This window comes from Zhongshania sp., from assembly GCF_047636175.1.
Taxonomy (GTDB): Bacteria; Pseudomonadota; Gammaproteobacteria; order Pseudomonadales; family Spongiibacteraceae; genus Spongiibacter.
The window spans coordinates 1-24,434 of the sequence record NZ_JBLIKC010000009.1 but is presented as its reverse complement, the minus strand read 5'-3'; the positions used below and the strand labels follow the sequence as shown (position 1 = coordinate 24,434).

Annotated in this window: 25 protein-coding genes; 12 read left to right on the top strand and 13 right to left on the bottom strand. The window is 50.4% G+C overall.

The genetic code is table 11. The features are described from left to right. The first annotated feature begins 39 nt into the window (after positions 1-39). The 3 genes from ACI955_RS06935 to ACI955_RS06925 are packed head-to-tail and all read left to right on the top strand — an operon-like array spanning position 40 to position 2,353. The gene (locus ACI955_RS06935; protein WP_415243010.1) at positions 40-990 is read left to right on the top strand and encodes an ABC transporter ATP-binding protein; all 951 of its coding nucleotides are present in this window, start codon (positions 40-42) and stop codon (positions 988-990) included. Next, the gene (locus ACI955_RS06930; RefSeq protein ID WP_415243009.1) at positions 987-1,748 is read left to right on the top strand and encodes an ABC transporter permease; all 762 of its coding nucleotides are present in this window, start codon (positions 987-989) and stop codon (positions 1,746-1,748) included. The genes ACI955_RS06935 and ACI955_RS06930 overlap by 4 nt, the downstream gene beginning before the upstream one ends. 5 nt (positions 1,749-1,753) lie before the next feature. Beyond that, the gene (locus ACI955_RS06925; RefSeq protein WP_415243008.1) at positions 1,754-2,353 is read left to right on the top strand and encodes an HAD family hydrolase; all 600 of its coding nucleotides are present in this window, start codon (positions 1,754-1,756) and stop codon (positions 2,351-2,353) included. On the opposite strand, the gene ACI955_RS06920 is transcribed toward ACI955_RS06925, so the two are convergent. Next, a complete protein-coding gene (locus ACI955_RS06920; protein WP_415243007.1) occupies positions 2,340-3,401 on the bottom strand; it encodes a zinc-dependent alcohol dehydrogenase family protein in 1,062 nt (353 codons plus the stop codon). The two genes, ACI955_RS06925 and ACI955_RS06920, sit on opposite strands and share 14 nt — an antisense overlap. 129 nt (positions 3,402-3,530) lie before the next feature. Between ACI955_RS06920 and ACI955_RS06915 the strand changes: the two genes are divergently transcribed. The 4 genes from ACI955_RS06915 to ACI955_RS06900 all read left to right on the top strand — a co-directional run bounded on the left by ACI955_RS06915 (position 3,531) and on the right by ACI955_RS06900 (position 6,843). Beyond that, the gene (locus tag ACI955_RS06915) at positions 3,531-4,421 is read left to right on the top strand and encodes an acyl-CoA thioesterase (RefSeq protein WP_415243006.1); all 891 of its coding nucleotides are present in this window, start codon (positions 3,531-3,533) and stop codon (positions 4,419-4,421) included. Between the two features lie 100 nt (positions 4,422-4,521). Next, positions 4,522-5,070 carry a 1,6-anhydro-N-acetylmuramyl-L-alanine amidase AmpD gene (ampD, locus tag ACI955_RS06910; RefSeq protein ID WP_415243005.1) on the top strand — a complete coding sequence of 183 codons (549 nt, stop codon included), beginning with the start codon at positions 4,522-4,524 and terminating at the stop codon, positions 5,068-5,070. 3 nt (positions 5,071-5,073) lie between these two features. Beyond that, on the top strand, positions 5,074-5,928 hold the full coding sequence (ampE, locus tag ACI955_RS06905) for a regulatory signaling modulator protein AmpE (RefSeq protein ID WP_415243004.1): 855 nt from the start codon (positions 5,074-5,076) through the stop codon (positions 5,926-5,928). A 36-nt stretch (positions 5,929-5,964) separates the two neighbouring features. After that, the gene (locus ACI955_RS06900; protein ID WP_415243003.1) at positions 5,965-6,843 is read left to right on the top strand and encodes an ROK family protein; all 879 of its coding nucleotides are present in this window, start codon (positions 5,965-5,967) and stop codon (positions 6,841-6,843) included. Between the two features lie 92 nt (positions 6,844-6,935). Here the strand turns inward: ACI955_RS06900 and ACI955_RS06895 are convergent, their stop codons facing one another. Continuing rightward, positions 6,936-7,490, bottom strand: a complete 555-nt coding sequence (locus ACI955_RS06895) for a cob(I)yrinic acid a,c-diamide adenosyltransferase (RefSeq protein WP_415243002.1) — start codon at positions 7,488-7,490, stop codon at positions 6,936-6,938. Positions 7,491-7,576: 86 nt separating this feature from the next. On the opposite strand from ACI955_RS06895, the gene ACI955_RS06890 reads away from it, so the two are divergent. The 4 genes from ACI955_RS06890 (at position 7,577) to ACI955_RS06875 (ending at position 9,789) form a co-directional block, all read left to right on the top strand. Then, positions 7,577-7,834, top strand: coding sequence for a bifunctional adenosylcobinamide kinase/adenosylcobinamide-phosphate guanylyltransferase (locus ACI955_RS06890; protein ID WP_415243001.1), 258 nt, complete (start codon positions 7,577-7,579; stop codon positions 7,832-7,834). A 92-nt stretch (positions 7,835-7,926) separates the two neighbouring features. Further along, entirely contained in the window at positions 7,927-8,112 is a 186-nt protein-coding gene (locus ACI955_RS06885; protein WP_415243000.1) for a bifunctional adenosylcobinamide kinase/adenosylcobinamide-phosphate guanylyltransferase, read from the top strand. A 3-nt stretch (positions 8,113-8,115) separates the two neighbouring features. Then, positions 8,116-9,162, top strand: a complete 1,047-nt coding sequence (gene cobT, locus ACI955_RS06880) for a nicotinate-nucleotide--dimethylbenzimidazole phosphoribosyltransferase (RefSeq protein ID WP_415242999.1) — start codon at positions 8,116-8,118, stop codon at positions 9,160-9,162. 15 nt (positions 9,163-9,177) lie between these two features. After that, positions 9,178-9,789, top strand: a complete 612-nt coding sequence (locus ACI955_RS06875; protein ID WP_415242998.1) for a histidine phosphatase family protein — start codon at positions 9,178-9,180, stop codon at positions 9,787-9,789. Positions 9,790-9,871: 82 nt separating this feature from the next. Here ACI955_RS06875 and ACI955_RS06870 read toward each other — a convergent pair whose 3' ends face one another. The 6 genes from ACI955_RS06870 to ACI955_RS06845 form a co-directional block, all read right to left on the bottom strand. After that, on the bottom strand, positions 9,872-10,648 hold the full coding sequence (locus ACI955_RS06870) for an SHOCT domain-containing protein (RefSeq protein ID WP_415242997.1): 777 nt from the start codon (positions 10,646-10,648) through the stop codon (positions 9,872-9,874). A gap of 393 nt (positions 10,649-11,041) precedes the next feature. Next, positions 11,042-11,485, bottom strand: a complete 444-nt coding sequence (locus tag ACI955_RS06865; RefSeq protein WP_415242996.1) for a hypothetical protein — start codon at positions 11,483-11,485, stop codon at positions 11,042-11,044. Further along, on the bottom strand, positions 11,482-11,958 hold the full coding sequence (locus ACI955_RS06860) for a hypothetical protein (protein ID WP_415242995.1): 477 nt from the start codon (positions 11,956-11,958) through the stop codon (positions 11,482-11,484). The genes ACI955_RS06865 and ACI955_RS06860 overlap by 4 nt, the downstream gene beginning before the upstream one ends. Positions 11,959-12,061: 103 nt before the next feature. After that, positions 12,062-12,883 carry an endonuclease VIII gene (gene nei / locus ACI955_RS06855; RefSeq protein ID WP_415242994.1) on the bottom strand — a complete coding sequence of 274 codons (822 nt, stop codon included), beginning with the start codon at positions 12,881-12,883 and terminating at the stop codon, positions 12,062-12,064. A gap of 8 nt (positions 12,884-12,891) precedes the next feature. Continuing rightward, positions 12,892-13,437, bottom strand: a complete 546-nt coding sequence (locus ACI955_RS06850; protein ID WP_415242993.1) for a demethoxyubiquinone hydroxylase family protein — start codon at positions 13,435-13,437, stop codon at positions 12,892-12,894. 142 nt (positions 13,438-13,579) lie between these two features. Then, positions 13,580-13,819: a hypothetical protein gene (locus tag ACI955_RS06845; RefSeq protein ID WP_415242992.1), complete on the bottom strand. Its 240-nt coding sequence runs from the start codon at positions 13,817-13,819 to the stop codon at positions 13,580-13,582. Positions 13,820-13,901: 82 nt separating this feature from the next. Between ACI955_RS06845 and ACI955_RS06840 the strand changes: the two genes are divergently transcribed. Then, positions 13,902-15,536, top strand: a complete 1,635-nt coding sequence (locus tag ACI955_RS06840; protein WP_415242991.1) for an alkaline phosphatase D family protein — start codon at positions 13,902-13,904, stop codon at positions 15,534-15,536. Between the two features lie 450 nt (positions 15,537-15,986). Here ACI955_RS06840 and holA read toward each other — a convergent pair whose 3' ends face one another. The 5 genes from holA to ACI955_RS06815 all read right to left on the bottom strand — a co-directional run. Further along, positions 15,987-17,009 (bottom strand): DNA polymerase III subunit delta, encoded by a 1,023-nt coding sequence (gene holA / locus ACI955_RS06835; RefSeq protein ID WP_415242990.1) that lies wholly within the window; start codon positions 17,007-17,009, stop codon positions 15,987-15,989. Then, entirely contained in the window at positions 17,009-17,527 is a 519-nt protein-coding gene (gene lptE / locus ACI955_RS06830) for an LPS assembly lipoprotein LptE (RefSeq protein ID WP_415242989.1), read from the bottom strand. The genes holA and lptE overlap by 1 nt, the downstream gene beginning before the upstream one ends. Further along, entirely contained in the window at positions 17,517-19,976 is a 2,460-nt protein-coding gene (gene leuS, locus ACI955_RS06825; protein ID WP_415242988.1) for a leucine--tRNA ligase, read from the bottom strand. The genes lptE and leuS overlap by 11 nt, the downstream gene beginning before the upstream one ends. 154 nt (positions 19,977-20,130) lie before the next feature. Then, entirely contained in the window at positions 20,131-21,618 is a 1,488-nt protein-coding gene (lnt, locus tag ACI955_RS06820; RefSeq protein ID WP_415242987.1) for an apolipoprotein N-acyltransferase, read from the bottom strand. Positions 21,619-22,035: 417 nt separating this feature from the next. Then, the coding region (locus ACI955_RS06815; RefSeq protein WP_415242986.1) for an NAD-glutamate dehydrogenase domain-containing protein at positions 22,036-24,434 on the bottom strand (2,399 nt) is incomplete at its 5' end.

Sequence of the window (24,434 nt, the reverse complement as noted above, 5' to 3'; positions counted from 1 at the left end):
GCAGCTGCTCGCTTCGGTCGCTGTCAGTAAGGAGTGTTCGTGTCAGCCATTATCAGTGTTCAAAATTTGAACAAAATCTATGAATCTGGATTTCAAGCACTAAACGACGTTTCTCTTGATATCCGCCGCGGTGAAATATTTGCGCTGCTCGGTCCCAATGGTGCCGGCAAAACGACTATGATTAGCATCATCTGCGGCATTGTGAACCCAAGCTCGGGCCGTGTTACCGCCGATGGACATGACATCATTGATGATTTTCGAGCCGCGCGGAGCAAAATTGGCCTAGTGCCACAGGAGCTCTGCACGGATGGTTTTGAAAGTGTGATATCCACCGTGAACTTTAGTCGCGGCCTGTTTGGTCGTCCGCCGAATAAGGCGTATATCGAGAAAATTCTACGGCAATTATCCCTGTGGGAAAAACGCGATGCTCGCATTATGACGCTTTCGGGCGGCATGAAGCGCCGGGTGATGATCGCTAAAGCTCTGTCTCATGAGCCCGAAATTTTGTTTCTTGATGAGCCGACTGCGGGCGTTGACGTAGAGTTGCGTCGGGATATGTGGGATATGGTGCGCGACCTTCGCGAGCGTGGTGTCACCATTATCTTAACCACCCATTACATTGAAGAAGCCGAAGAGATGGCAGACCGTATCGGCGTAATCAATCGTGGCAAGTTAATTCTTGTGGAGGAAAAAGATGCGCTGATGGAAAAGCTGGGGCAAAAACAATTGCGGCTACAATTGCAAAAACCCATGCTTGAATTGCCTGAGGAATTAAAAAGCTACCCCTTATCCCTGACCCATAATGGCTTAGAGCTGATATACCATTTTGATACCACTAGCGATCAAACGGGTATTGCAGATTTATTCCAGCGTTTAAATGAACACGGTATCGACTACAAAGATATACAGTCTAAGCAGCGTTCTTTAGAGGAAATATTTGTGAGTTTAGTCACAGAGCGAGCGGGTTCCGCGACGGAGACCGCAGAATGAATATTAATGCGATAAAAGCGATTTATAAATTTGAGTTAAATCGAACATGGCGCACTATCATGCAAAGTATTGCGTCACCAGTAATCTCTACCTCATTGTATTTTGTGGTATTTGGATCGGCGATCGGTTCGCGTATGGTTGAGATTGACGGGGTGAGCTACGCGGCATTTATTATCCCCGGTTTGGTTATGCTCGCACTGCTGACTGAAAGTATTTCCAATGCGTCCTTCGGTATTTATTTTCCTAAATATAACGGCACCATTTATGAGATTTTATCGGCGCCGATTTCTGCGAAAGAAATCGTATTAGGCTATGTCGGTGCGGCTACGACTAAGTCAGTGATTGTCGGTAGCATTATTTTAATTACCGCAAATTTATTTGTCGATTATCATATTGCGCACCCTTTTTGGATGGCGACTTTCTTAGTGCTTACCGCTGCTACGTTTAGTTTATTCGGCTTTATTATTGGCATTTGGGCAGATGGTTTTGAAAAACTGCAGGTTGTACCGATGTTGATCGTGACGCCGCTTACCTTTCTGGGGGGCAGCTTTTATTCAATTAGTATGCTGCCGCCGCTGTGGCAATCTATCACCTTGGCGAATCCGGTGGTGTATTTGATAAGCGCCTTTCGCTGGAGTTTTTACGGCGTCTCAGATGTCAATGTGGGTGTCAGCGTGGCAATGATTTTATTATTTATGGGTCTATGTCTGCTCGGTATTGCATGGATATTTCGCACTGGCTACCGTCTAAAGAGTTGAGTGTTATGTTAGAAAATGTTTCCGCAGTGTTATTTGATTTGGATGGCACGCTCATTGATTCCGGCTTAGATTTTCAGCTGCTGCGCAAAAACGTCTCGTGTCCAGCAGGCGTGGACATACTAAGCTATTTGGCCGATTTACCGACTCCGCAGCAACGCGCTGAGGTAGAGCAAACCATACATGAATTTGAAATGGCGGGCGCCGCTCTATCCACCTGGATGCCGGGCGCTGAAGCATTGCTCGAGGCATTAGCTAGGGAGGGAATTACCACTGGCATAGTGACCAGGAATACTCGCGCAGCCTTTGATGTGTGCAGCAGGCGCTTAGCAATACCGCCAATTGACGTCATTACTCGTGAAGATGCCCCTGCCAAGCCTGACCCGACCGGCTTACTGAATTTAGCCGCGAAGTTTTCGGTCTTACCTGAAAATGCCATTTACGTAGGTGATTATGTCTACGATTTACAGGCCGCCAGAGCAGCGGGGATGCGGAGCTGTCTGTATGATCCTGGTGGTGATGCTAGCTTTGCAGATTTGGCGGACATCCGTATCCGTCATTTCGATCAGCTGGCGACGCTATTAAACGCGGCTATTAATACTCGATAACAATTTTTCCAAAATGCTGCCCTGTTTCTTGGTAGCGAAATGCTACGCCGAGCTCCTCTAAACCAAAACTGCGATCGATGATTGGGCGTATGCCTGAGGTGTTGATCGCGTTTACCATGGCATTCTGCATATCTGCACTGCCTACCGAAATGCCGGTCATCCGCAGTTGCTTGCTAAACATCTTGGGTAGCATTAACTCCGCAGTGAAACCGCCGAGAACACCGATTAGCGATATATGGCCGCCGACGCGAGCCGCGTTGATGGAATTCGCTAGCGTAGCGTGACCGCCAATATCTAAAACATGGTCGACGCCTCCGTCCGAGAGTTTATTAATAGTCGCCCCCCATTTCAGATCACTTTTATAATTGATGACCTTATCCGCGCCCAGTTGGGTGAGTCGCTCAGCTTTATGGTCGGAAGACGTTGTCGCATAGACAAACGCGCCTGCTGCTTTGGCGATTTGGAGTGCGAATACGGACACCCCGCCTGAGCCTTCTATAAGCACCGTGTCACCGGCTTGCAGCCGGCCTTCAACAACAAGTGCGCGCCAGGCCGTGAGTGCGGCGCAGGGCAGGGTTGCCGCCTCGGCGTAGCTATATTTGTGAGGTATTGCGGTTAATGAATCTTGCGATACGCATGATTTCTCGACCGCGCAGCCGTCAACGGTATCGCCTGTCACGGCGAGGGTTTTGGCTTTTGTGGCTTGGCCCTCTAGCCAATTCGGGAAAAAAGTCGACATCACTTTATCCCCCACCCGCCATTTGCTAACGCCTTCACCCGTGGCAATAACATCACCGGCGCCGTCAGACATTGGAATTCTGCCATCTTCAACAGGAAGGCTGCCATTGGCGACGAGATAATCATGGTAGTTTAGTGAACTGGCCCGCCACCGAACCAATATTTCGCCTCGCCCAGGTTTCGGTTCTAGCGCTTCAGTGACGGTGATAGTGTCAAGTGAGATGGGCTTATTAATGGATATGACGCGCATTTTGGTCTCCAGTGCGGGGTGAATGCATAGCGGGCTTGCGGCAAACATGGGCGTAATCATAGCAAACTTACTTATGCTTCGTATGTGCGCTGCGAGGGTCCGTATCTTTTCTATAACGCCTGCTGCGCAGTGCCGTAACTATTTCGGATGGAGCTGTTGTATCCTAGTGTTTGGGATATAGAGGTGGTTATGAGCTTAGTGGAAGACTTTGTCACACATTTGAAACTCGAACAGATTGCCGACAATGAGTTCGTCGGCTATAGCCGTTATTCAGCGGCGAAGAATCATGTCTATGGTGGGCAGGTCTTGGGGCAGGCCTTGTTTGCGGCGAGTTGTGGGCTTTATGATCGCCAGTGTCATTCTTTAAGCGCACAATTTTTGCGAGCAGGGAGCCTGGACGGGGCAATCCATTTCAAGCTTAAAAATCTCCGTGATGGCCGTAACTTCAGTGTTCGGCGAGTGTCTGCGGTGCAGGCTGGGCGGGAGTTGCTAACACTAGATGCTTCATTTCATATTGATGCTCACGGATTTGATCAGCAGCCGACCATGCCCGAGGTATTGGGGCCGGAATCGTGTCGCTCAATGACGTCTTACAAGGACAATTTTCAATTGCTGGGTTTGGACAGGCTTTATGGTTTTTTTGTGACCCAGAGTATTTTTGAATTCCGTTGTATAGAACTGCCCTCTTATTTAGAGTTGAGCAACCGTCCGGCGGTGCAGCGGATGTGGATAAGAGCCGAGCAAGACATACCCAATGATCAAGCCTTGCAGCGCGCAATGTTGGCGTATATCAGTGACCATAACTTTATCCGCACAGCCTCTTTGCCTTATCGTCAGCAGATCTCTAAGCAGCCATCACAGATGGCGACCTTGAATCATTCTATGTGGATTCATCGGCCCCTTAATCTTAGCGATTGGCATTTATACGATGTACACAGCGCAAATTGTTTTGGTGATCGAGCCTTAGTGATCGGTCATATATTTGCCCAAACGGGTGAGCTGGTGGCAACAATTGTGCAAGAGGGTTTGCTGCGCTTACTTGATGGCGATGAACACGCGGCGTTTAGTGAGAATACTTAAATACTAAAGACAGCTGTTTTGCAGATTGATGCGGCCCCGGCCATCTTGTTATTGGCCTGAGGCGCCCAAAAGACTGACACCACTTATAGGGTGAGAAAATATGTACCTAATAGAGCCCTCGGGCTGGCTGGCCAATGCGATTAAGCATCGGTCGCCAAACTATAATCAGCGGCCAGATTTGGCCGACATTAGCCTGCTCGTTATTCACAACATCAGCTTGCCTGCGGGTCAGTTCGGTGGAACCTATGTGCATCAGCTATTTAGCAATTGCTTAGATTGCGACGCCCATCCTAGCTTCGACGACTTACGAGACCTTAATGTCTCTGCGCATGTATTTATTGATCGAAAGGGCGCTGTTCACCAATTCGTTTCGTTTAATGACCGGGCGTGGCATGCCGGTATGTCGCAGTTTGACGGCCGGGATAACTGCAATGATTTCAGTATTGGTATCGAGCTGGAAGGCGTCGATGATATTAGCTATACGCAGGCTCAATACACGGAGTTAATTGCGATTACTGAAAGCTTGCAGAGCTACTATCCCGCCATCATCACAGCAAGTATAGTTGGCCATTGCGAGATAGCGCCGGGGCGCAAAACTGATCCGGGTTCGGCGTTTGACTGGGCCTCTTATAAAAATGCATTGGGATAGATTATGGAATTTTTTGCAATTCTAATTGCTTGGGCGGCCGTGCAATTTTGGGGCAGTGGTGGCGTCATCCAAGAAGATAATTGGTTTTTACGCTACCGAAAGATAACGACTGGCGTGGCCAATACTAGCCTGCGATTATTATTGCTGGTCGGGCTGCCAGTGCTCGGCGTGTTTATTGTGCTGTGGTTACTTGCGCCGATATTATTTGGTCTACCGGTGTTCTTATTAAGTGTTGCCTTGTTGCTCTATAGCTTGGGACGCGGTGATTTTCAGATACTGCTCAAACTCTATCTTAATAGTTGGCAGCGCGCCGATTTGGAAGGTGCTTATCAGCATGGTCGTGGATTTAGTGCCGAACTCTGTGAAACCGGCGCTGATAACGCCCTGCAACTTCATTTAAGCGTTCGCAAAGCGATGTTTTACCAAGGTTTTGAGCGTTGGTTTGCTGTGGTGTTTTGGTTTGTATTGGCTGGCCCTGCGGCCGCCTTGGCCTATCGTTTATTATTTCTTCTCTCCAATGACGATCAACTTAAACAGCAAGATCGCGATCGCGCTGCGGCCGTTTTGACCTATATGGAATGGTTGCCAGTTCGGCTATTGGTGCTCGCCTTTGCTGTCATCGGTAATTTCGACAGTTGTATCGCCTCGGTGCGAGAGCATTTTAATAGCCAGCTGCCCTCAGCTGAATATTTAGATACGGTGGGAATGAAGGCGCTGCCAGTGTACTTGCCAGAAGGGCAGGTAGACGGCGAGCAATTTATAAAATTGGCGGCGGAGGAATTGTCGGCAGTTCAGCATTTACTGTCTCGCAGTTTGTTAGTGTGGGTGTGTGTGGTGGCAGTGCTACAGCTGATATAAGGACTGTTGTGTTAATAAAATTAGAGGGAGCTTATTTTGCGGATTGGCGTTGATCTTGGCGGTACAAAAATTGAAGGAGTTTTGCTGGCCAACGGCGGTGAGCAACTTGCCCGGGAACGGGTTGCAACCCCCGTTCATAGCTATGAGGCTGTGGTGGAAGCCATTGCCGCGCTGGTCGAACGCTTGCAGGCAAAAGTCAGCGGTGTAGCGACGGTGGGGTTAGGTGGCCCAGGCGCAATATCGTCAGTAACCGGCTTAATCAAAAATAGTAATACTCTTGCCATTAGTGGTCGAGCGCTGCCCGCTGATTTGGGCGCTAGACTCGGTTGTGAAGTTCGCTTTAGTAATGACGCCAATTGCTTCGCGCTGTCGGAGGCCGTGGACGGTGCGGGCGCAGAATACCCGACCGTGTTTGGCGTTATTATCGGCACCGGTACCGGCGGGGGCGTGGTAATAGATAAAAACGTATTGGTTGGTGTGAACAGTATCGCCGGTGAGTGGGGTCACAACTTAATGCCAGGTGTAACAGAAGCCCGGCGTTGCTATTGCGGACGGCTAGATTGTATTGAAACCTATTTATGCGGTGGGGGCTTAGCCAAGAGCTATCGGGTGGCCGGTGGTCAAGCGATTTTGGCCCCAGAGATAGCCAGCCGCTCCGCGGCGGGCGAGGTCTTAGCCACAACCGTGTTGGATAATTACTGCCGGCAACTGGCGCGGGCACTATCAGGCGTTATCAATTTGCTCGATCCCGCTGCGATTGTGCTGGGTGGCGGGGTATCGAATATCGATATTATTTATCAAAAAGTGCCGCAGTATTGGACGGAATATGTCTTTAGCGATAATTGTATGACTACCGTGGTGAAAGCAAAATATGGAGATAGTAGCGGTGTGCGGGGCGCGGCATGGTTGTGGTGAGCGAGCACGCGGCTCGATTTAATTAAGTTTGTTACCTTAAGTCTTGTTTTCACGAGCGGCGCAATGAAAACAAGACTGTAAAATGGTTTGGCTTATCGTTTATCGGCCTGCAGCCACAGCACTTCTTGACTGCCATTGCGGCGCGCTAGCAGTCTGGCCATAACAAACAAAAAGTCTGACAGTCTATTTAAGTATTGGCGGCCAGTCGCATTAACCTCATCCGTTTTGTTCAGTGCAACTAGGCAGCGTTCAGCGCGCCGACATACTGATCTGGCGATATGGCATAGGGCTGCGGGTTTATTGCCACCGGGCAGAATGAAGTTTTTCAAGGGCGGTAAGTCTTCGTTTAAGGTATCTAAGCTGCTTTCTAGTTCGCCAATACGTTCGGCGCTAATCATGGTATAGCCGGGTACGGCAAGTTCGCCACCGAGGTCAAATAGATCGTGTTGAATACGCGCCAATAAGGGCATATAGGCATCGTCTGAGGGCAGTTCCGCCATTAACAAGCCAAGAAAGGAGTTGAGTTCGTCGACTGTGCCGATGCTTTCCATGCGATTATGATCTTTGTCGATACGCGAGCCATCACCGAGCCCGGTGGTGCCGTCATCGCCGGTGCGAGTATAAATCTTCGATAATCTATGTCCCATATTTCCCTCTGCTGTGGCCCGTCTTGTAGAATAAGCGACTTACTATACGTCAGATCACCTCAAGGTGGCAGTATTGATAGTTGTCTATGGTGAGCGTGGCAGTGCTGGAACTGTATCTTGGTGGTGCGCGGTCGGGTAAAAGTGGTTTGGTTGAGCGCCGAATTTGTGAGTCGGTAAGCTATGTTCAGCGAATTTATATTGCTACCGCCACAGCGGGTGACGAGGAAATAACGGCGCGTATTGCTCATCATCAGCATCAGCGGCGAGATGATGGCTGGCAAACATTAGAAGTGTCAGAAGAGCTGGTAGCTGCCAGTCGCAGTCATGCCGGCACAGACCCGTAATATTGGTGGACTGCTTAACACTGTGGTTGAGCATTTGGCTGATGAAAGATGATTTGTCGCATTGGCATAATGTGCGCGATGCGTTCTATTAGGTGTTGCGACAGGCCGACGGTCATATTGTATTAGTGAGTAACGAGGTGGGGCAGAGAATTGTGCCACTGGCATCATCAAGTCGGCAATTTGTCGATGAATCGGGACGCTTGCATCAGGACCTCGCCGCTATGGCAGATAGGGTCGTGCTGGTTACCGCGGGTTTAGAGCAAGTACTGAAAGGATAGAGTATGTCACATTGGTATGAGGAGTTAGCACCAGAAGCTGACGAAGAATTTCGCGTTGCGGCGCAGGCGCGGCAGGCAAGTTTAACCAAGCCGCTGGGCTCCCTAGGTCGACTTGAAGATGTCGCCATTCAACTCTCCGCCGTCCAGCGAACACTGGAGCCCCATGTTGATAAAGCCTTGATCGCTGTTTTTGCCGGTGATCATGGTGTGACCACAGAGGATGTCTCTGCCTATCCGCAGTCGGTGACTTCGGAAATGGTGCGCAATTTTTCCAGCGGCGGCGCGGCGATTAGTGTTTTGGCTAAGGCTATGGGCGTCGATTTTAAAGTGATTAACGTTGGCACGGTCTACGCACTGGAAGATCTGCCTAATGTGTTAGATATGCGCGTTGGTGCCGGCACCCAGAATATGTGCGTTACCGAAGCCATGACCTTGGACCAATGCCAGGAAGCCATGGCCGTCGGCCGCGATATTATTGATCAAGCCGGCGATATTGACATCTTTATTGGTGGTGAGATGGGTATTGGTAATAGCACTTCGGCGGCCGCGCTGGCGGTGGCCCATACCCGTTTGTCAGCAACGGCCATGGTAGGGCGCGGCACCGGTATTAGCGACCAAATGTTGGCGAAAAAATCAGCGGTGGTGACCCGCGCTATGTCGCGGCATTTACCGCATATGAAAAATGGCATGGAAGTGATGCGTCGCATTGGCGGTTACGAAATTAGTGCCTTGGCTGGCGCGTATATTCGCGCCGCGCAGAAGGGTATAGCGGTATTGGTCGATGGCTATATATGCACAGCGGCGGCGATGTCGGCGGTGCGGATCAATCCCTCAATTCGGCCGTGGTTATTTTTCTCACACTGCTCGTCAGAACCCGGCCATGGTCGCCTACTGAATAAAATGGAAGCTGAACCGCTGCTGCAATTGGATATGCGATTAGGCGAGGGCAGCGGTGCGGCCCTGGCCCTGCCAATTATGCAGGCGGCCTGTCGTCTACAAAAAGAAATGGCGAGTTTTGAACAAGCCGGCGTTAGCCGAGGCGTTAATTAAAGTAGGAATGCCGCTATGGCCAAGGTAATAACAACTAAAATTGACTTGTTACGTCACGGAGCTTGCGAAGGTGGCGAGATCTTTCGTGGCAGTACCGAGGTTGCGCTCAGCGATCTTGGCTGGCAGCAAATGCGCGACAAGGTAGCGACTATTGGCGATGCTGGCTGGCATAATATTGTAAGCTCGCCACTACAGCGGTGCCAGCGTTTTGCAGAGATGCTGGCGGCAGAGCGCAATACGCCCTTGGCAGTTCGTGACGATCTGCGAGAAATACACTTTGGCGATTGGGAAGGTTTGGCGCATAACGTTGCCCGGCAACGTTTTCCGCAGGAGTGGTCTGACTTTTGGGCGTCGCCCGCCGATGCGAGCCCCCCAAATGGCGAGACCATGCCTGACTTTTGTCAGCGCATTAGTACCGAACTCGACGCTATTACCCGTCAGTATCAAGGTCAATCGGTATTGTTGGTTGCGCATGGCGTCGTCATTCGAGTGATGATTTGTCATTGGCTGGGTATGCCGATGGCTGCGATGACCCGCTTAAGTGTTCCCTATGCAGCGCTTACTCGATTCACCGTCTACCACCAAGAAGGTAAAAAGCCTTGGGTGCAGTTGGGCAGTCACTACTAGCTAGCTTGGTACAAAATATAATGTCGCTGCCGCTATAATTTTGGCAGCGACATAAATTATTTATATAGGGCGCTATGCAGTCTTAAAGCCGGCCAAGTAATTCGCGTTTTTTGGTATTAAACTCATCTTCGGTTAAGGCGCCAGCATCGCGTAAGTGCGCCAATTTTTCTATTAATCCAAGGATGGTCTGAGTGTCTGCCGATGACGACGAATTTACCCGTGACGCATTGTTGCTGGGAGTTTGTTCATGGTATGCGGGCGCGGGTTTTTGCGGCGTTGGCGAGGCAAAATTAGTTTGCGGTGCGGGTGCAATACCGGGGCCGGAAATTAATGGCAAACTACTCACGGCGATGGTGCCAAACTGAGTGCTAAAAGTGAGTGAGGTATTGCCACCCTGTTGCTGGCTGACGCCGCTAATATTATTATTGAGTGTGTCGTATACCGACACTTGGCCATTCAACTCAATCGCTAAGCGATTGGGGAATACCGCATAGCGGATATTGTTTTGTGAGCCACTACTAAAGGGCTTGCCCAAATTTCCAGGCCACCAGTTCTGACTGCCGGGTGTGCCGGCGGGGATCACTGGGAACATTTGGTTGTTGGCCAGTGCGTTGGCTAATTCGCCACACAGGTTATTGACGGTATTCTTTAGGCCGGAGTTGAACATATCGCCTACCATTGTCATTCCACCGCGCATCCATTGGCCGGAACCGCCAAGCTCAGGGCAGTTAAATTGGGCCATGGAGCTGCCACCGTTGTTGACGGCAACTAGCATATGAATCACAGCATCTCGACTTAAGTTATAGCGGCCTGACAAGTCCTTGACGATATTGTTACCGGTATCGGTTAACTGTTGCATAAGACTCTCACTGTGTTTGACGTTAGAGCTGTAAAGGCCTTTGTAAAAAACTCAGCAGTTATCTGGGAGGCTAAGAAAGCGGAATAGACAAACCACAAAGTGACAGTGATATAACCACCTGACAGTAATACTTGGTTAGAGTGAGGAACTCTAGTGCAAGTCTGTCATTCTTGAGCCACCCAGCTTGAGGCATGAAAAAAGCGGGGAAGCGGCTGAAGAATATTGGCAGGTCAAAAACTGAGACCTCAGTTTAACACCGTTTTATCTGAGCTCGCTAAATTTTGTGTCGGGCTTAATGGCTATTTATAAACCCCCGGCCAGACGCTCATCAAGGCTCTCTAAACTCATAGGCTAGCTTATTTTTACCTTAACGCGGATTGCACAAACCCGGCCTCATTCTCGGGTGGCTGCGCTTCCCGCCGCGGGAAAGACTTCCGGTGGGGACATAGCGCGGCTGCCCACAATAAACCACTTGCCGTCACGGCGCTCAAACTTATATTCCGCGTAGTGGACTTGGCTTTCTCCTGCAGCAAATTTTCCAAAGCTACTTTTGTATTGCAGGTAGGTCACGTTGTAGGGTTCTAATCTGCGCAAGCCCACTACGGTATCGAAATCTTCGGGGAAGCGCAGCCTCACGTGGGCGGTCGCTATGCCTGTTGTTTCTGTGGCTTCGATGGTTTTCACCGCAATATCTTCGACATCAAAAATAGCCGGTGTCGCGAGTCCTTCAAGATTATCGCGCAATAGGTTTTTCACTAAGTAGTCAGTAAAAGGGATGGGCTTGCTACTACAAGCCAATAGTAGAACGCAGGCGGAAAAAATAGTGAGCTTTTTCATTCCAATACCTGTTGTCTAGAATGCAGTGCCTTAACTAAAAACTCAAAATTTACGTCGCCGATTATCATCAGATCAATATCGCTGCCTGTGGATTTCTTGCCGCTAGCTAGTGAGTCAGACACAAACGCTGTCTCGATTTTATCCGTCAAAGGTTTAAGTGCGCTTGCCAGACGGTCGACTGGACCAACTGTTTTGTTGATGATGGCAAGAAGTTCATTATAGATGGGGCATGCAGAATCTGACTGGTAATGGTGTTGATTACCGCTTTTACGTAGAGTCACAATGCCAGCTGCTGACAGGCTATCAAGCTCTCGCTTGACTGTGCCGACCCCCATGCCGCTATTACGAAGAATCTCTCTCAAGAAAAAACTTCGTTCCGGCTGGCCATAGAGTATCCCCAACACCTGTTGGCGAGTTTCGGTAAATAATGCACTGGCTAGCTGCCTCATAGTGTTATTTTTGAACGTTCTCATTTTGGGGACTATAGTTACTTATTTGGGAACTTTCAAGCAAGATCAGGTGTTGGAGTAATGACCTCTATACCGAGTCAACATCAGGCCCAATCGAGGGGTCCACCTACTCGTACTGGCACAGTGGGCACCAATAAATGCGCCGAGCTGAAATCGCTTCTTTGAGCACGACTTCACCGCAGCCGTAGCATGCCTGGTTGTCACGGCCGAACACCCCATGGCGGAACTGACCCCGTGTTAAGCCACTGAGTTTAAGTTTCGCTGCCAGCTGAGGTGGGTTTGTAATGCCGCCGGTTTCGTAGGCTCGCTGGCAAATAAGCAGCGTGCTGCGAGCCAGCCGGTTGATAACTTTGCGCTCCAGTTCTTGTGGCTTCTTTTTGGGGTGAGTACCGGCAGCAAAAAGAATTTCAGAGCGTAAATAGTTACCCACTCCCGCCAGAAAAGACTGATCAAGATACAGAGCGGCTAGGCTGCGCTTTTTAAACCGTGGCTCGGCTAAGCGGGCTGCTATCTCTCGCCACGTTAAGTTTGGATTTAAGATATCGGGGCCCAGCTTGGTGAGAAATCGATGCGTATTGATGCCTTCTTCATCTAATACGTCAATTTCGGACGCACTATACAAAAGTGCGCTGTGGGTTTTGGTATGCAGCGCTAATCGCAGCGAGCGGCCAGTGCTGGGGAGCTTGTCTCGCTTCACCACATACCAGCGACCATAGAGCTGGTTATGGGAATAGATTGAATGGCCGTTATCGAAGTGAGTGAGCAGTGCTTTGCCCCTGGTTTCGATCTCGAGCACTGTGCTACCGCACAAAATCTCTTCATGGTGTTTGAGGTGCGGCAAACCAAACTCAATTCGCTGTATCACCTTGCCAACCAAAACAGTGGCTATCTCATCTGCGGCACGACGAATTTCTGGGCCTTCGGGCATTGTTTATCCTAGACCCAACGGGCAAATGTCACGGCGATATTGGAGCCGGCATCAACCAGCCAACACCAAACCCGCAAAATCATACCCGGGGCGTGAGTCTGCAATTCAAGAGCTTCGTCCCGGTGCTGCAGTTCATCCTCGCGACAGGCCTGCAAAATTTCTCGCACCCGAGGCTGAAACCCATCAGCAGCCAAACGCTCAATCTGCTGTTGGTAGTGACTATCGACAAAATTCTCCACCGCAGCAATGGTTGCAAACACTGCATTGGGGCCAAACAGCGAGGGTATTGCGCCAGTAACAAAACCCGCAAGGCGCCACAGTGTTAGCAGTTGGCTGCGTTCGGATTCAGGCAAAATTGTTTCGATAAGTGCCAGGTGGCGTTTTTCCGTAGCTTGGTGATTTAGGGCAAAGGCTCGCACCGCGTTGTGGCGAGACACAGCTAGAATACCAGCATAAATAGCGACCGCGCCGGTTTCCCCGGCATGATCGGAACGTAGCTCGGCGGTTAGCCAGCGATGTTGCTGGTTGGCATCATTTGCGCTTTGAGTTTTCATATCAGCTCATACGCAGCTTAGGGGGGGGCAGACCACGTTTTTGCTGAAACCAAGCCTGCCGAGCTTTACAAAAAGCTCTCTAAAAGCAGTTGGAGCTGAGTCTGCAGTTCTCTAAGCCGATCTGGGTTCAGTTTGGTGCCGTTCAGCGCGCCAGTTGAATATTCGAGCTGCGGCTGGGTAGTGGGCGGGGATCAGCATAAAATTCCAGCAGCAAATATTGGTAGTTGGTTTTAGCACTATGGGCCACAGCTTGGGCGCGCAAAAAGTTGGCAATGATGAGTTCATACTGTTCGGCCAACTGTTGCCACTGGGTAGTTTGGAATAACATTGCCTGAGGCTGCTCTAATTCAACGGTTGAGCTTGTCTCCGTAACGAGTAGCAACAGTGCTGTCTTTGAAATCTCTTTGTAACACCGCTAGGTTATTATTTTCCTACTTTTTGATGACAGCACGAGAGAGTTTTCCGTGAAGAGACGCCATTTTTTACGCACAGTGACTACGGCTACCATCGCAGTGCCAATATTGACCGCCTGCGGCGGTAGCAGTAATTCCGGTTCGAGTTCGTCACCATCGACTCCTTCGACATCGGATATCGACGTGTCGTTTATTCACGGCGTGGCGAGTGGCGATCCCTTGGATGATCGCGTGATTCTATGGACGCGGGTGACGCCAGCACAAACGCCCAAAGGCCTTATCCCCGTGTTGTGCGAGGTCTCTGAGGATCCTGAGTTTAGTCGTATTGTGCTGTCGGAAATATTCAATACCAGTGCCGAACGAGATTATACCGTTAAGTTTGATGCGGCGGGTTTGCTGTCAGAGACGCAGTACTGGTATCGCTTTTCAGTCGGCGATACCCAGTCGCCACTAGGCCGCGCCCTAACTCTGCCGACCCCAGGGCAATACGCCGAACGCCTGCGTTATGCGGTGTGTTCATGCAGTAGCTATCCCCATGGGTATTTCTCGGTCTACCGAATGATTGCCAATCGCCCCGACCTCGATTTTGTCTTGCATCTGGGCGATTATATTTACGAATATGCTGATGGTGAATACGGCGATAATGCGCAGCGCTTGCTCGATCCACCGCACGAGATTTTGGTGCTTGATGACTATCGTCGCCGCTACGCTCACTACCGCAAAGATGTGGATCTTCAAGCCGCGCATGCTCTGCATCCCTTTATTACTATTTGGGATGACCACGAATCAGCAAACGATTCTTATATGGACGGGGCAGAAAATCACAGCGAGGGTGAGGGCGAATGGCCAGCGCGTAAGGCACAGGCGATACAGGCTTATTTTGAGTGGATGCCGATTCGGCCGCCAACGGCCAGCGAAGACAGTATATACCGCGCCTTCCGCTACGGTGATTTAGCCGATTTTATTATGCTGGATACGCGTCTTGAGGGGCGCGTAAAACAACTTGAAAATCCTGTCGATCCCGCTCGTGCCGATCCCCGCGATCTATTGGGTCAAACCCAAAAAGAATGGTTTAAAAATAAATTGGGGATCGCCCAAGGGCAATGGAAATTTGTTGGCCAGCAGGTGATGTTTGCGCAACTGCAATTACTTGAAATCCAACGTCTGCTGCCGGGCGTCCCGACTAATGATTTCAGCCCGCTGGTAGCCGTCAATATGGATCAGTGGGATGGCTATCCGGTAGAACGTGAAGAAATACTCGATTTTGTCGAAGAAAATAGCATTAATAATCTGGTGGTGCTCACCGGAGATATTCACACCAGCTGGGCGAATGAGCTTTATAAAAGTAGTGCGGTGGTCACGGGTGGGGTCTTAGAAGAGCCGCTGGGTGTTGAGTTTGTGGCGCCCAGTGTCACGTCTCCCGGCTTTCCCGATGGGGCGGCGGAATTAGTGTCTTTGGTATTGCCGGTGGTGAATCCACATATAAAATATACCGACCTGAAAAATCACGGTTTTATATTGATGGATGTGACCCATCAGCGCGCCCAAGCAGAATTTTACTATGCCGAAAATATTGACTCTGCGGCGGAGTCGGGGGTGGAGTCAACTAAGATAAAAACCCTGATGGTAAATAGCGGTAGTAGTCGGCTCATTGAAGATACGCCGGTGTCATATCCTAAAGAGTGATAGTGCCTGTAGAAATCGAAATTACAGTAGCCATAGAATATCGGCATAAAAGGATTCGATAGAAACATAATCAAATACCTAGCTAATTTACGACTACTTAACTTCAAGGTCGCCGAAGTCTATCTAGCCGATAGAGAAGATGTCGCCTTGGATTTGGGTTCATTGATCGAACTTTAGTCCGCATTGTTCCGCGAACAAAGCCAGCAATCTGCCATTGGTTCACCTGAATTAGATGGCTTTACAAATACCTCGGCGGGAGAGTCGGGTTTCGATATCAGTGCGCATGGCGATAATCTTGATACTGCTCAAACTCAGTTTACGGATGACTTCAGGTTTTGGCTGCAAGTTTCGATCTTTAGATTTAGTTTCGTATTCTGGATTCGGACTCTGAAGTCGATCCAGAGTTTTACTGATTTGATGACTGGAAGTGCTGACTGAGCTTACTCGGAGTTAAGCGAGCTCGGAGAGTTGTTGGCCGGCTAAGAGTGCGACTAAATTAGCGAATAACACACTGCCATTTTCCTTGCTCTGGCCTTTTTGCGCAGCATCTATGCGTGTGGCGAGCTGCAGAAGCTTGCCGAGTTGAACGCTTTTTAAGCGGCGCAGCGCATTTTTGTAGAGTGTCTTGCGTTTATCCCATACCCGGGCGCTATCTAAAACCCGGTCTACACCGCCGCCCTGTTCCAATTGCTGCGCGCATTGGTAGAGGGTGCGAATTTCTCGGGTGATGGCACCTAACATGGCGATGTCTTCGCCGCCCTCGGCCTGCAGGCTATTTAGCATTTGCAGGGCATTGCCGGCATTGCCGGCCAGTGCGGTATCAATTAGCTTAAATACGTCATAGCGAGCGCTGCTGGCAACGGCATTGGCGACAATGTCAGCGGTGATTGTTTTATCACCGGCTAAAATTTTGAGTTTAGAAATTTCTTGATCGGCGGCGAGTAGATTACCCTCAACCCGGTCTGCCAAGAGCTGCACTGCGTCGTTGTCGGCATTCAGACCAATATTGCGCATGCGCTGCATGATCCAGTTATTCAGATGTTGGCGATCAATCGGCCAGACTTGAATAACGGCGCCGGCGCTGTCCAGTGCTTTCACCCACTTGCTGTTCATGCTGCGGCTGTCTAGCTTGCCACAGCTAACTAATAGAATATTACTACCGTCGGCGCGCTGCAGATACTCCTGTAGAGCCGCCGACGTTTTCTGATCCATTTTGTTGCCGCCAAGGCGGAGTTCAATAAGCTTGCGCTCGCCGAATAATGACATGGATTGGCCGGCGTCTAGCAATTGGCCCCAGTCAAAGCTGCGATCAACATTGAGGACTTCGCGCTCGCTGATACCTTCTTTTCGGCAGTGCTGGCGAATGGTGTCGCAACATTCTTGGGTAATAAGCAGTTCGTCGCCACACACTAAGTAGGCAGTCAGTAACTGCTTGCTGAGTTGTCCGGCGAGTTGTTCTGACCTTATCCGCATTAGCGACCGTCTTGAATTTGATGTGACCAGAATTCGACTTGGCGAGCGAGGCGAATACTCAGCTGCTCGCGCATCTCGGCGCGAACGATGGTCGATTCGGTTTCTTCACCAAGGGGGTTGTCAGGGTCGTTAACAATCAGGCGCCGTTGTTGCAGAGTCTGGGGGCCGCGCAGATTAGTGCCGTCGGGGTTTTGCAGTTCGATGCTGGCAGATTCGAATAGCGCATACTCCGCGTCGCGGGCTTCGCGATCTATGGCAACACTGCGTTTGTCTTCGTCCAGCAGTTTTACAATCACAACTAATTTCGCGTTCTTACGGTACTTGCTAAGCGCAACATCATTAATCGCAAATTGCCGTTTTAGTGACAGGCTAAGCTCCTGGCTAGGGCGGTCGCTGCTTATATAAATCGGTTGCAACATGACGTCTATGCTGGTGTCGCCGCGCAGTGCAAAACCGCAGCCAACCAGTATTAGGCAGGCTGCGGCGATGAGCGTTTTTAGTGTCAGCTTAGTTAGCAACGATATTTACCAGTTTTTTAGGAACAAAAATTTCTTTGCGGATAGTTAAATCTGCCAGAAAACGCTGTACGTTTTCCTGCTCCCGAGCCAGTTTCTTGATGCTCTCACCGTCGGCATCGGCGGCGACTTCGATGGTCGCTCGCAGTTTTCCATTCACTTGCACTGCCATTTTTATAGTATTGCGTACCAGTGCCGCCTCGTCTACTTGTGGCCAGGGCGCATCTATAACCGCATCGCTGTGGCCAAGGTTGAGCCAAAGTTGGTGGCTAATATGCGGCACAATTGGCGCCAGTAAAAGCACTGCGGCTTCTATGGCCTCGCGCTCTACTGCTATGCATTGCTCGCTTTGACTTTGGAAGCGAGACACCTCATTAATTAATTCCATCACCGCCGCAATCGCGGTATTGAAGGTTAGACGGCGACCAAAATCATCGCTTACCTTGGCAATAGTCTCGTGAGTTTTACGGCGCAGGTCTTGCTGCGGTCCAGTTAAACTCTCAGGCGTAAGCGCGGGTGCATTCCCAGCTTCAAGGTGGGTCGCTGCTAATTTCCACAGCCGTTTAAGGAAACGGTGCGAGCCTTCCACTGCGCTGTCAGACCATTCCAAACTTTGTTCTGGCGGTGCGGCAAACATGATGAACAGGCGAACAGTGTCTGCACCGTATTGCTCAATCAGGAATTGTGGGTCGACAGTATTGCCCTTGGACTTGGACATTTTGGTGCCGTCTTTCAATACCATGCCCTGGCAAAGCAGTTGTTTGAAGGGCTCGTCTGAATCCAGCAGACCTTCATCACGCATTAATTTGTGGAAAAAGCGTGCGTATAAGAGGTGAAGAATGGCGTGTTCAATACCGCCGACGTATTGATCGACGGGCAGCCAGTAATTGGCGCGATCGGGGTCAAGCATGCCGTCTTCAAAGTCGGGGCAGGTGAAGCGCGCGTAGTACCAGCTCGATTCCATAAAGGTATCGAAGGTATCGGTTTCACGCTCTACCGCGACGCCATCGAGATCGTCTTTACACCATTCTGGGTCGGCTTTAATGGGCGACTGTACACCGTCCATCTCGACATCTTCTGGCAGCAGGATAGGCAGCTTGTGAGCGGGGACCGCAATTTCACCACCGTTAGGTAGATTGAAAATGGGGATTGGTGCACCCCAGTAACGTTGACGAGAAACACCCCAGTCACGAAGCCGGTAGTTGGTGGTGACCTGGCCTTTGTTTTGCGCGACCAGTTCATCAGAAATCGCCGTGAATGCGTCTTCAAAATTCAAGCCGTCAAAAGCGGCAGAATTGATTAGTACGCCTTTCTCGGTGAAGGCGCCGTCGTCAATATTGATGGCTTCGCCATTCTCTGGGGCAATAACTTGATTGATAGCCAGATCATATTTTTTTGCGAACTGATAATCCCGCTGATCGTGAGCGGGCACTGCCATGACGGCACCGGTGCCGTAATCCATTAAGACGTAATTGGCGATCCACACTTGTACTGATTCGCCAGTGATGGGGTGGCGCGCGGCTAGGCCGGTGAACATGCCTTTCTTTTCCATGACGGCCATGTCGGCTTCGGCGACAGAACTATTGCGGCATTCGTCAATAAATGTGGCTAGCGCAGGATTGTTCTTGGCAACTTCAAGGCTGATAGGATGCTCTGCTGCCAGGCTCACGTAGGTAACGCCCATGAGGGTGTCGGGGCGGGTGGTATAGACCTCAAAGCTGTCGATGCCGGCGATCGGCGCGTCAAGATCAAAGCGCATTTGTACGCCTTGTGAACGGCCAATCCAGTTGCGCTGCATGGTTTTAACTTGCTCGGGCCAGCCATCTAGCTGGTCTAGATCGTTAAGCAATTGATCGGCGTAGCTGGTGATTTTAATAAACCACTGAGGGATTTCTTTGCGCTGAACTTGAGTGTCGCAGCGCCAGCAGCAGCCATCGATGACCTGTTCGTTCGCCAATACGGTTTCGTCAACCGGGCACCAATTCACCGCGGAGGTTTTTTTGTAGACCATGCCTTTTTCGTAAAGACGGGTGAAAAACCATTGCTCCCAGCGGTAGTAGTCTGGCTTACAGGTGGCTAGTTCGCGATTCCAGTCGTAGGCAAATCCCAGCTGTTTGAGCTGATCACGCATATAGGCGATGTTTTCAACAGTCCATTTAGCCGGCGCGGTTTTGTTTTTTACTGCCGCGTTCTCTGCCGGTAAACCAAAAGCATCCCAACCCATAGGTTGTAAGACGTTTTTACCCAGCATGCGCTGATAGCGCGATATCACATCTGCAATGCTGTAATTGCGAACATGCCCCATGTGCAGTTTACCGCTGGGGTAGGGGAACATCGCCAAGCAATAGTATTTTTCACGGCTGGGGTCTTCGACGGCGGCGAAACTGTTTTGATCCTGCCAAAATTGTTGGGCGCAGGTCTCGATATCACGGGGGGCGTAATGTTGGTCCATTGGCGGTGTCAGTTCTCTGTACAGCGGGCGAATAAGTTATGGGCGCTTATTCTAACAGCTAAGGGGCTGATCACACTATTTGGATTGCTGCATTTTTAGATCTGTTGTTATTCCTGCTGCTGAGATTGATTAACTATCGTGACTTTTAAATTGATTATGCGGGTTTTGAATAGCGCTTAAATCTGGCGTAAAGCACCAATGCGGCACATAAAAGAATAATCGGCGTTGAGCCGTAACGCGTGAACGGTGTGGTGCCGCTGCGGGCGTGTACTAGGCCTTTTAGGTTGGTGGCGGTGAACGAGGGAATGCGGGTGCGTATATTGCCTCGATGATCGACCAGTGCGGTGATACCGGTGCTGGTGACACGAATTAGTTCGCGGCCATTTTCTAGGGCGCGCATTTGAGCCATTTGCATATGTTGGTCGGGACCAATGGAGCGACCAAACCAGGCGTCGTTACTTATTGTGAACAGTACGTCGGCGTCACGCGCACTGCGGGCAATCAGGTCGGGGTAAACAATTTCGTAGCAGATAGACGGGGCGAGCTGCCAGCCTTTAACTTGCAGGTGCCCCTGATCTGGGCCGCCGCGGGAAAAGCTCGACATTGGCAGGTCAAAGAATTTAATGAGGCCGCGAATGTAATGGGCCAGCGGCACATATTCGCCAAAAGGAACCAAGCGTTGCTTGTTATATATCCCTTCGCCGCCGCTGATAACCATTACTGAGTTATACATATTTTCATCAAGTTTGGTGGGGACACCAGTAATAAGGGCGCTATTGTTGGCGGCTGCGCGTTCGGCAATATAGTCAAAATAAGATGTGACGTTGTGATACAGCGCAGGGATGGCGGCCTCTGGCCAAATTACTAGATCGGAATCTGCCCATAACTTTTCAGAGGCCAGATCGTACTGCTCAAGTGTCGCCCAGTACTGGTCGTAGGCCCATTTTCTTTCTTGTGAGATATTGGATTGCACCGCGCCAATACGCAGCGGTGGTTTGGTGTCGGCTGTGGTCCACTCATGTTGCTGCAGAGAATAGCCCAAGCCAAATAAGGCGATGCAGCCGGCCAGTGTGGCATAGCCTTGACGTTTTGTTGAGGATTTAGCGGTAATGCAGTGGGCAAGCGCTGCGCCGCTTAATGCCACCCAAAAGCTCAGGCCGTAGACACCAATGACGGGCGACCATCCAGCCATGGCGGTGTGCAGGTGCCCATAACCGAGGTAGAGCCATGGAAAACCAGTTAATGCCCAGCTACGCAGCCACTCTGATAATACCCACATGGCGGCAAAGCCCAGCGTCTTGCCAGCAACACCATCACGAACCCAGCGACAGTAGCCGTAGCCGAAGAGCGCGGGTACTAAACCCAAACCGATGCAAAATATAGCAGTCATGGGCACGGCCAGCACCGCGGGGGTTTCGCCAAAATCATGCATGGCAACAAAAACCCAGGACACGCCGGTGGCAAAGCTGGCGCTGCCAAAGCACCAGCTGAGCATAAAGCCCTGCTTTGCTGAGACCGTGTTCATGCTGGCAGCGAGGGCGGCCATGGCAATAATGGCTATCCACCACCAGTCAAAGGGTGCGAGTGAAAGGGTAAGGCTAGCGCCGGCGGCTGCAACAAATAGGTAGTGACTGATTTTCACAGGGCGCTGATCCGGCCATTCAAGATTTTATGGAGGTCTAGTGTATCGACGCTCTGGGCTCGGGGCTAGCGCAAAACCATGAATTAGTGCGGCCGTGCATCTTTGCTGGCGGTGATAGGTATTGCCGAATTTGTATCAGTGCATCGATTGCTGTGACTATCGTTAGTGGTACTGACAATTAGATACTGTGGTTTTGGGGTCTTTTCGGGGAAGCGATCGATTAGTGGCTCTGGACTACCGCTGCTGTCGGTGCGGTAAACATGTTCTCGAGTCAAGGCAACGGCTTCTTCTTTGAATTCTTTAGAGTACTGTTTGTAACTGGGTTTCTGTCCCGTGATGACACTTTAACAATTGACGGGTATTGTCTCTTATTAAAGTGTCTGACTCATTCAACCAGAACTCCACCGCTGTATACAATTATGCGGACAGCCGTCCCAACTGCCGCAATATGACCGATAAGCTTAGGTAGTCGGCTTGCTGAGTACTTTTAACCTCTGCAATCAAGTTGCTCAAATACCCAGCTTGGACATTATTGCCGTCCAGCCAGTGATCGAGCTCCGTTGCGATGTGGCCATTCACGTCGATATCGCCGGCTACTTTGGCGCAGAGGTCGCGGTGACGCTGATATAAATCATCACGCAGGGCGTTGCGGGCCAATGCATGCCAGCGGGACTCGGCTGTGAGTTTGTCGATATGCCGACGCACCCAGGTTATTTCTAACGACTCCGCCAATCTGAAGTAGATTTCACTCAAGACTTTTGCAGAAACGCTGGTGCGCTCCTTCAGCCAAGTGATGTCGGGACTCGCAAATAGGGCTTTGAGCATAACAACCCGTTGCGCCACTTGGCGTGGAATGCCGCTGTTGCAGTACTCAGTAATACGATGTTCAATGAGTTGTAACTCATCGTCAGACAAATAGTGTTCAACTTCGTCGCCCAGCAACTTTATGTCTGCAGCGTAGCGGTTTATTAAGCTCTGAATATTGTTTAGTTGCTCTTTGTTGTTGATTAACCATAGAGTGACATGTTTCACGAGGCGCCGGATTTCAACCATCATGCGCGTTAGTAATTCGTCGGGCACTTTGTTGTCAAGTTTTTCAATGTCCGCCCAAAGTGAGCGAATGTCGAAAAGGTCACATGCAACGGTATACGCGCGAGCGATATCTTCGAAGCTGTTGCCGAGCTCGTCATTTAAACGGTGGGCAAAGGCATTGCCCATGCGGTTTACCAAGCTATTGGTAATCACCGTGCAAATAATCTCTCGGCGCAGGCGGTGCTGACTGATTTCGTCGGGGTAGCGTTCACCTAATTGTTTCGGGAAATAGCGGTATAGCTCCTGAGCCAGATAGGGGTCTTCGGGAACAGTAGAATCCAACAAGATTTTGTTAATGTGTATTTTGGAGTAAGACAATAGACAGGCTAGTTCGGGGCGAGTGAGTCCGAGTCCAGCAGTGCGGCGACTCTGAATGGTTTTTTCATCGGGTAGTGATTCGAGTTTTCGATCCAGTCCGGCGTCGCGTTCCAATATACGGATCAGCTCAGCTTGTTCACCTAAGCGTTCCGGCGATTGTGAGGCAATCATACTAATAGACTGAGTTTGCAGGTAGTTATTGCGCAGAACTTGGCGCTCCACGTCTTTGGTCATGCTTTTCAGTAGTTTATTTCGATCAATAAAGCTTATTGTTTGTTTGGTGACGAGTTCGTTAAGAAGTATCTTTATATTAACTTCATTATCTGATGAATCGACCCCAGCGGAATTGTCGATAAAGTCGGAATTGCATCGTCCACCTTTCAGGGCATATTCAATGCGCCCAGCTTGGGTCAAGCCCAAGTTACCCCCTTCACCAACCGCCTTGCAGCGTAATTGCGAGCCGTTCACGCGGAGATTGTCGTTGGCGCGATCTCCGGCCTGTTGATGGGTTTCACTTTCTGCTTTTACGTAGGTACCAATACCGCCGTTCCAGAGTAAGTCGACCGGCGCTTGCAGAATATGGTGAATTAGTTCATCGGGAGTGTAGGCGCGGTTTTCCAAGGCTAATGCACGGCAAGCCTGTTCACTGGGTGTAATGCTTTTGAGCGTTCGGGAGTAAATATCACCGCCGGGTGACAGAAGCACTTTGTCGTAATCGCTCCAGTTGGAGCGGGGCAGTTTAAATAGGCGTTTGCGCTCCTTCCAGCTTTCTTCGGTATTGGGTGTCGGATCAAGAAAAATATGCAGATGATTAAAGGCCGCGATTAAGGCGGTTTTTTTAGAAAGCAGCATACCATTGCCAAATACGTCGCCGGCCATATCGCCAATGCCCACGGTGGTGAATTCTTCGCGTTGGATGTCTTTGTTCTGTTCACGAAAATGACGCTTGACCGCTTCCCAGCCACCTTTGGCGGTAATGCCCATTTTCTTGTGGTCGTAGCCATTCGACCCGCCTGAAGCAAAGGCGTCGCCAATCCAAAAGCCAAAGGCTTTGGAGACGCCATTGGCAATGTCGGAAAATGCCGCGGTACCTTTGTCAGCGGCAACCACAAGATAGGGATCTTCGTCGTCGTGACAAACCGTTAACGGCGGGCGAATGACACGGTCGTCGTGCCGATTATCGCTTAGTGATAACATCGCCCCGATAAAATCTATATAGCAGTTGATCACTTCAGCTTGTGTGGCTTCTCTCGACCCGTTTTCGGGTAAGCGGCGGCACACAAAACCGCCCTTGGCGCCGACTGGCACAATAACGGCATTTTTAACCATTTGTGCTTTCATCAAACCGAGGACTTCGGTACGGAAATCTTCTGGCCGGTCTGACCAGCGCAAGCCGCCGCGCGCGA